Origin of the sequence: Kitasatospora sp. NPDC057518 (genome assembly GCF_042802075.1) — a bacterium.
Lineage (GTDB): Bacteria > Actinomycetota > Actinomycetes > Streptomycetales > Streptomycetaceae > Kitasatospora.
On the sequence record NZ_JBHVEU010000477.1, the window covers coordinates 1 to 6,625 of the forward strand.

The following is a 6,625-nucleotide window of genomic DNA, read 5'->3' on the forward strand; positions in this document are numbered from 1 at the left end:
GCGGTGCGGGGGTGGGCACGGTGGTGCCGGCCTTGGTGGTCACATCTCCTCCACGTGGCGCAGCCGCGCGGCCACGTCTCGGCGCCGGCGGCCGATCAGGAAGGCCGACAGCAGCGGGACGACGGCGATCGCGCCCGCGAACAGCAGCGCCTGACCGAACGGCAGCTCGACCAGGGCCTCCGGCACCGGGCGGCGGGCCGCCGGGGTCAGCACCACGAAGGGCACGATCAGCCGGACGAGCAGGGCTCCGAGGGCGAGGCCGACGATCCCGCCCAGGCCGACCAGCACCGCGTTCTCGGCGGCGACGGTCCGGGTGACCTGCTTGCGCGGGGCGCCCAGGGCGAGCAGCAGCGCGGAGTCCCGGGAGCGCTCGTGCGCCGAACCGGCCACCGCGGCGGCGAAGCCGATCGCGGCGAGCACGGCGGTGACGATCGCGATGGCCATCAGCGCGCTCTGCGGGGCGGCGCCGACCGGGTCGCCGAGGAGGCCCTCGGAGACCTCCTCGTAGAGCGCGAGGTCCTGGCTGCCGGGCGCGCCGCGCAGGGCGGCGGCGGCCTCGGCCGGGATGCGGTCGCCCGGCCCCGTGGCGGGCAGCCACCACTCGGTGCGGGACGGCAGGTTGCGGTCCTGGACGGACAGCATCCGGGCGACCGAGCCGAGGTCCAGCAGCAGCGCCCGCTGGCCGGCCACCGGGAGGGCCTCGACCGCGCCGGTCACCTTGACCGGGACGACGACCCCGCTGAACGGCACCTGGAGGGTGTCGCCGACGGAGGCTCCGACGGACTTCAGGTAGTCGTGGGTGGCGACGCCGTTGACGGCGGCCGGCAGGGGCGCCCCGGTCGGGCTCAGCACCGCGCGGATCGGGTCTCCGATGCCGCCCGCGGGGTGGTAGCGGACCGTGAACAGGCTGTCGGCGGCGGCCGCTTCGGAGGCGAGCGCGGCCACCGGCGAGCCGCCCGCGCCGTTGCGGGACTCCGGCGGCTTGATGGTCCAGCCGGCACCGGACGGCACCGGGACGGCGGTGGACGGTCCGTCGGCGGTGTCCGAGACGGCCAGGTTCCGCAGGGTGACCTCGCCCTCGCTGCGGTCGCCGAAGGCGACGTTCGCGCCGACCACGGTCAGCGGGGCGGCGACCGAGCCCACCGGGGCGTCGACCAGCGCGCCGAGCCGGATCGAGGAGTGGACCTGGCCGTTCATCGGGAGCTCGCCGAACGGGACCTTGTGGACCAGGCCGAAGCGGTCGCGCAGCAGCAGCCGGACCTCGGGCTGGATCGGGACGCTGGTGAACCGCGAGTTCTTCGGCTCCTGCTGGCTCACCGCGATGTCCGCGTCGATCCGCAGCGGGCTGCCGGGCAGCGGGATGCCGGCGGGGGCAGGGGAGGCCAGCGAGCCGAAGACCTCCGTGCCGGTGCGGCCGTCGAGCAGATCGGAGCGGACCGGGACGCGTTCGGCGAAGGCGGCGGCGTCCACGGCCATCAGCTGGCCGGAGCCGCCCTGCAGCGGCTGCTCGTCGCGCACCACCGCGACCAGCCGGTCGCCGCCGGGCAGGCTGCCGTAGCGGCCGCCCTGACCCATCGGCGCGTTGTGCGAGCCGGAGATGCGCAGGCCGCCGGCCGTGGCGAAGGCCGCCTGGTCGCGCTGGGAGGCGGTCCAGGTGGCGTGCTGACCGAGCGCCAGGACGCCGGTGGCCACGGCCATGACGAGGAGCAGGACGGGGCCGGTGGCGCGGCCGGGCCGGCGGGCCAGCTGCCAGCCGACCATGGCGGGGCCGAGGCCGCTGCCCCGGGCCGCCGCTCGGGCGCCGAGCCGGGCGACGACCGGCAGCAGCCGCAGCACCACCAGGGTGCCGGCGCACAGGGCGAGGGTCGGGGTGGCGACCAGCAGCAGGTCCACGTCCAGCCGGCCGGTGGAGTCGGGGGACAGCCCGCCGCCGTACTGGTCGAGCTGCTGGTAGGCGAGCGCGGCCAGGGCGAGCACGGCGATGTCGCCGCCGTTGCGGGCGACGCCGGAGACCACCGCCTGGCGGCGGCCGGCCCGGCGGCGCAGGGCGGCACCGACGCCGCGCACCACGCTCGGCACGGTGGCCAGCAGGATGCAGGCGAACGCGCAGACCACGGCCACCGGCCAGAGCGACCAGCTGATGCCGGTGTCCAGGGAGACCTGGTGGGCGCTGCCGAGGCCAGCCAGCGCGCGGACCAGGAACGGGGTCAGCAGCGGCGCGAACACCGCCGCGGGCAGGGCCAGCAGCAGCGACTCCAGCGCGGTGAAGGAGCCGAGCCGGACGGCCGAGGCGCCGCGCGCGGCGAGCATCTCGTTCTCGGACTCCTGCCGCGCGGCGATCAGGTGCACGACCAGCAGCAGGGCCGCCGCGGCGAGCACCGCCAGCTGGAGGGCGCCGATCAGCAGGGTGGACCGGGCGACCACCATGCTGTCGGACAACTCGCGCATGATGTCGGGAAGTTCGGTCTTCGCGGCGAGCGAACCGGAGGTCCGCAGCTCATCGGAGAGGCGCTGGGCGCGGTCGCCGACGGCCTGCGCGGCGGCCCGGTCGACGCCGGAGAAGTCGGCGTCCAGCGACCAGCCGCGGCTGCTCTGGACCAGGCCGGCCGTGGTGAAGGCGCTCTGGTCGACCATCATCGGGCCGAAGGTGGTGAAGCCGGCGACCTCGATCTCGTGGCCGCCGACCGGGTCGATCCGCCAGTACGGGGCGGCCGGGTCGGTGGCCCGGTAGACGCCGGTGATCCGGACGGTCAGCGGCTTGCTGTCGTTCCGGTCGACGAGCCGGACCTCGGCGGGCAGGGCCTGCTCGGTCAGACCGAGCCGGCGCAGCAGGCTCTGCGGGACGGCGGCCTCCGGGGCGGCGGACTGGGCCGGCCCGGTGGCGGCGCCCGGCCAGGCGCCGGCCATCAGTTGGACCCGGCCGCGGTCGAGGTCGGCGAGGACCGTCAGGTCGAGCTGGGCGCCGGGGGCCTGGCCGGCGGAGGCGCCGGCTGCGCCGGTGCCGCTCGCCGGGCTGCCGTTCGCCGCGGTGCCGTTCGCCGCGGTGCCGTTGGCCGGACTGCCGTTCGCCGCGCCCCCGGAGCCGGGCAGGCTGTAGGAGCGGCTGCGCATCACGCTGTCGGTGTGCACGGGCAGGTCGCCGAAGAGCTTCTGCCGGTAGGAGGCGAGCGTCTCCTCGTCCTTCGTCCGCTGGTCGAGCCCGTGCTCGCCGGTCACCGTCACCGTGGTCCGTGCGTGACCGGGCCCTTGGAGCGCCTGTCGCAGGCCGGCCTCGCCGACACTGCTATTGAAGGCGACCAAGGCGGTCAGCACGGATGTGGTGATCAGCACCGCGAGCAGGACGGCGGCAGCCAGCGGCACTCGTCCGCGCAGTCGGCGCACGACGAAGCCGAGCATCAGGTTCCTCCCCCGGACTTACGTCCCCGGTTGCATCCCCGGGCCCCGCTCGTCGGTCCGATCCGAGTGCCGATCCGCGTGCAGATCGGTCACAGATGGACACACCGCGGGCACACCGGCGCATTGATCACCGGCTATCGGTCGCCGGATAGCGGACGATGCTGTCAGATTCGATCCAGGAACGGAAGGGACTTGCGCGAATCAAGTAAGCAGTGAGCAAATTCCTTTCATTGGTAGCATCCCGGCCGGGGATGCCCTACTTGAAATGCCATGAACACCTCACAAATCCGGCTTCGGCGCACTCCTTTGGCCCGGGACACCGACTTCTCGGATTCCCGCCCGGGAACGTGAACCGCCGGAGCACTCATATCCGTAGAACCGGACGGGACCCGGATGGAACCGGGCCGCCACGCCCACAGGGGGACGCCGCATGACGCAGCCTCAGGCCGCCACCGCCGACACCACCACCCAGCCGATGGTGGCCGTCACCGACCTCCGCCGGAGCTTCGGCACCGGTGAGCGGACCGTGCACGCCCTGCGCGGCGTCTCGTTCACCGTCGGCCGTGGTGAACTCACCGCGCTCAAGGGCCGGTCCGGCTCCGGCAAGACCACCCTGCTGAACCTGGTCGGCGGCCTGGACGCACCGACCGGCGGCAGCATCGCGCTGGACGGCATCGACCTCGCCTCGCTGGACGAGGATGGCCGGCTCGCCCTGCGGCGGGAGCGGATCGGCTTCGTCTTCCAGTCCTTCGGGCTGATCCCGATGCTCACCGCCGCCGAGAACGTCGGCGTGCCCCTGCGGCTGCGCAAGGCCCCGGCCGCCGAGCGCGAAGAGCGCGCCCACACCCTCCTCGCCCTGGTCGGCCTCGCCGACCACGCCAACCAGCGCCCCGGCGAGCTCTCCGGCGGCCAGCAGCAGCGCGTCGCCATCGCCCGTGCGCTGGCCAACCAGCCCAGCCTGATCATCGCCGACGAGCCGACCGGTCAGCTGGACTCCGAGACCGGCCGCTCGATCATGGAGCTGCTGCGCGCGGTGGTGCGCAGCGAGGGCGTCACCGTGCTGGTCGCCACCCACGACCCGACGCTGATGGGGCTCGCCGACCGGGTGATCGAGGTCCGGGACGGACGGATCGTCGAGGAGGAGGCGGAGCAGGCCGCCTAGCGGAACGGGCCCGGGCCCCGGGGCTGATCCCGGTGTGCGCTACGGGTGCGCGTGACCGGACTGCTCTACGGGGGTGGGGATGCGGGGTGCCTCCCCGCCCCCGTGGGGCGCCGGCGCTCGGACTCAGGGCCCGGCCGGGATGATCGATTGGGCGTGGTGGAACACCTCCTCCCCGTCCCAGTAGGCCTTGGTGCGTTGCAGCCGTGGGTAGTTGCCCTTGTAGTAGAGGCGCGGGTAGTCCGGGTCGGGCTGGTCGGCGGTGCCCAGGTCGGTGTCCGGGTAGTTGACGTAGGCACCGTCCGTCGCGGTGTCGACCTCCGGGACACCGCCCGTCTCCCGGTAGACGTCGCGGTACAGCCCGCTCAGGTAGGCGAGGTGCTTCTCGTCCTCGGCCGGGTCCGTCCAGTGCGTCTGGTACTGCAGCTTCATGATCGAGTCGCGCTGCGGGACGGCCGTCTCCTCGGGGCGGCGGGCGTTGATCCGGCAGCCGTAGGAGTCGATCTGGACCACCGTGTTCGAGAGGTCCGCCCCCTCGACGTCCCGCGTCAGCCAGTCCCAGAAGGCGGCGATCTGCGCCGGGGCGAACGGCTCCCGGTGGTAGGCCGACTTGTGCTTGCCCCGCTCGTTGTCTCCCGAGGGGTTGAGCGTCATGGTCGCCTGGAACCACGGCATCCGGCGCCGCTTTTCCGGGTAGGGCAGGAACAGCCCGCCGGCCGAGCGGGTCTGCACCACCGGGCGCGTCGTCATCCCCTGTTCGACGGCGGCCACGAAGGCGTCGAGCGGGGCCGGGTCCGCTCCGTCCCACTGGCTGAACAGGACGACGTTCCCGTTGGAGTGGTGGGTGAGCTTGAGGATGGCGAACAGCCCCTGGTACACCGCCTCCCGCGGGCCGCTGTGCTCGGCCATGAAGGCGCCGAAGTTGGCCACCAGGATCTCGAAGTCGGCCGGCCGCCGGAGCAGTTCGGCCCAGGGCCAGGCCACGCTGCTCAGCCAGACCCGGGGCGGCGGCTGGGGCACGTCCGACGCGAAGTGGTACCGCAGCACCACCCCGAAGTTCCCGCCCCCGCCGCCGGTGTGGGCCCAGAAGAGGTCCTGCTCGGGCGAGCCCGGCGCGTCCTCGCGGTGCGCCTTCGTCACCACCGCCCGGCCGCCCCGGACGGTGACCACGTCGACCTGGACGAGGTGGTCGACGGTGAGCCCGTGCCGCCGGGAGAGCAGGCCGTACCCGCCGCCGCAGACGTGCCCGCCCGCGCCGACCGAGTAGCAGGACCCGGCGGGCAGGGTGACGGCGTACTCGCGGAACAGCGTGGTGTAGACGTCCCAGTTGGTCGCGCCGCCGTCGACGCCGTAGGTGGGCCGGCCGAACTTGTCGGTCGAGGCGGCGACGCCGCGCATCGTGCCGAGGTCGAGGATGACGCCCCGGTCGTTGTCGACGAAACCCTCGTAGCAGTGCCCGCCGCCGCGGACCGTCGGCCGTAGCCCGGCGTCCAGCGCGCGGTTCACCTCGGCGACCGCGTCGGCCTCGTCGCCCACCAGCCGGATGTAGGCGGGACTGCTGCTCCACCGCTGGTTGAAGCCCTGGGCGAGGGTCTGGTAGCGGGGGTCACCGGGCAGCACCGACCGCCCCTTCGGCAGCTCCCGGCGCGCGCCCTCGGCCGCCGCCGCGCCCGTGGAAGCGGCGGTGATCCCGGCGGCCGCCGCGCCGGCACCGCCCAGGAATCCCCGCCGGGAGAATTCGTACCGCATGTTCCGTCCCCACTTTCCCGAGTCCGAGAGAAGCCGGCGGCCCGCACGCTAACACGGATATCCGGCCACGGGAATCGGTTAATGGAAAGTGTGACAGTACGTCATTCCTGCTGGTCCAGCCTGGTCTTGACCGTCACCTTGACGCCGGAATCCCATTGTCAGTGGCATGGGCTATGGTCGCCGACGAATCGCAGGAATCCGCTCCACGGGAGGTTCGATGACGATCCGTCTCCGCGTTCTCCGCGTTCTCCGGGCCCTCCCGGCCCTCCGGGAACTCGCCCGGAAAACACGGTCGTGGTGGTCGGCTGCACCGCCGACCAC

General features: G+C 73.6%; 3 protein-coding genes. 1 reads left to right on the plus strand and 2 read right to left on the minus strand.

Annotated elements, in window-relative coordinates; all coding sequences use genetic code 11:
- Positions 1-39 precede the first annotated feature (39 nt).
- Complete coding sequence (locus tag ACFU7Z_RS33635) at positions 40-3,396, minus strand: ABC transporter permease (RefSeq protein WP_380781707.1); 3,357 nt, start codon at positions 3,394-3,396, stop codon at positions 40-42.
- Positions 3,397-3,826: 430 nt separating this feature from the next.
- Here ACFU7Z_RS33635 and ACFU7Z_RS33640 point away from each other — a divergent pair, with 430 nt between their 5' ends.
- The gene (locus ACFU7Z_RS33640; protein WP_049656422.1) at positions 3,827-4,558 is read left to right on the plus strand and encodes an ABC transporter ATP-binding protein; all 732 of its coding nucleotides are present in this window, start codon (positions 3,827-3,829) and stop codon (positions 4,556-4,558) included.
- Between the two features lie 123 nt (positions 4,559-4,681).
- Here the strand turns inward: ACFU7Z_RS33640 and ACFU7Z_RS33645 are convergent, their stop codons facing one another.
- Entirely contained in the window at positions 4,682-6,304 is a 1,623-nt protein-coding gene (locus ACFU7Z_RS33645) for an FAD-dependent oxidoreductase (protein ID WP_380781709.1), read from the minus strand.
- Positions 6,305-6,625 lie beyond the last annotated feature (321 nt).

Bases quoted from the DNA above. Each gene is read 5' to 3' on its own strand.
- ACFU7Z_RS33635 (WP_380781707.1), bottom strand. From the start codon at position 3,396: ATGCTCGGCTTCGTCGTGCGCCGACTGCGCGGACGAGTGCCGCTGGCT.
- ACFU7Z_RS33640 (WP_049656422.1), top strand. From the start codon at position 3,827: ATGACGCAGCCTCAGGCCGCCACCGCCGACACCACCACCCAGCCGATG.
- ACFU7Z_RS33645 (WP_380781709.1), bottom strand. From the start codon at position 6,304: ATGCGGTACGAATTCTCCCGGCGGGGATTCCTGGGCGGTGCCGGCGCG.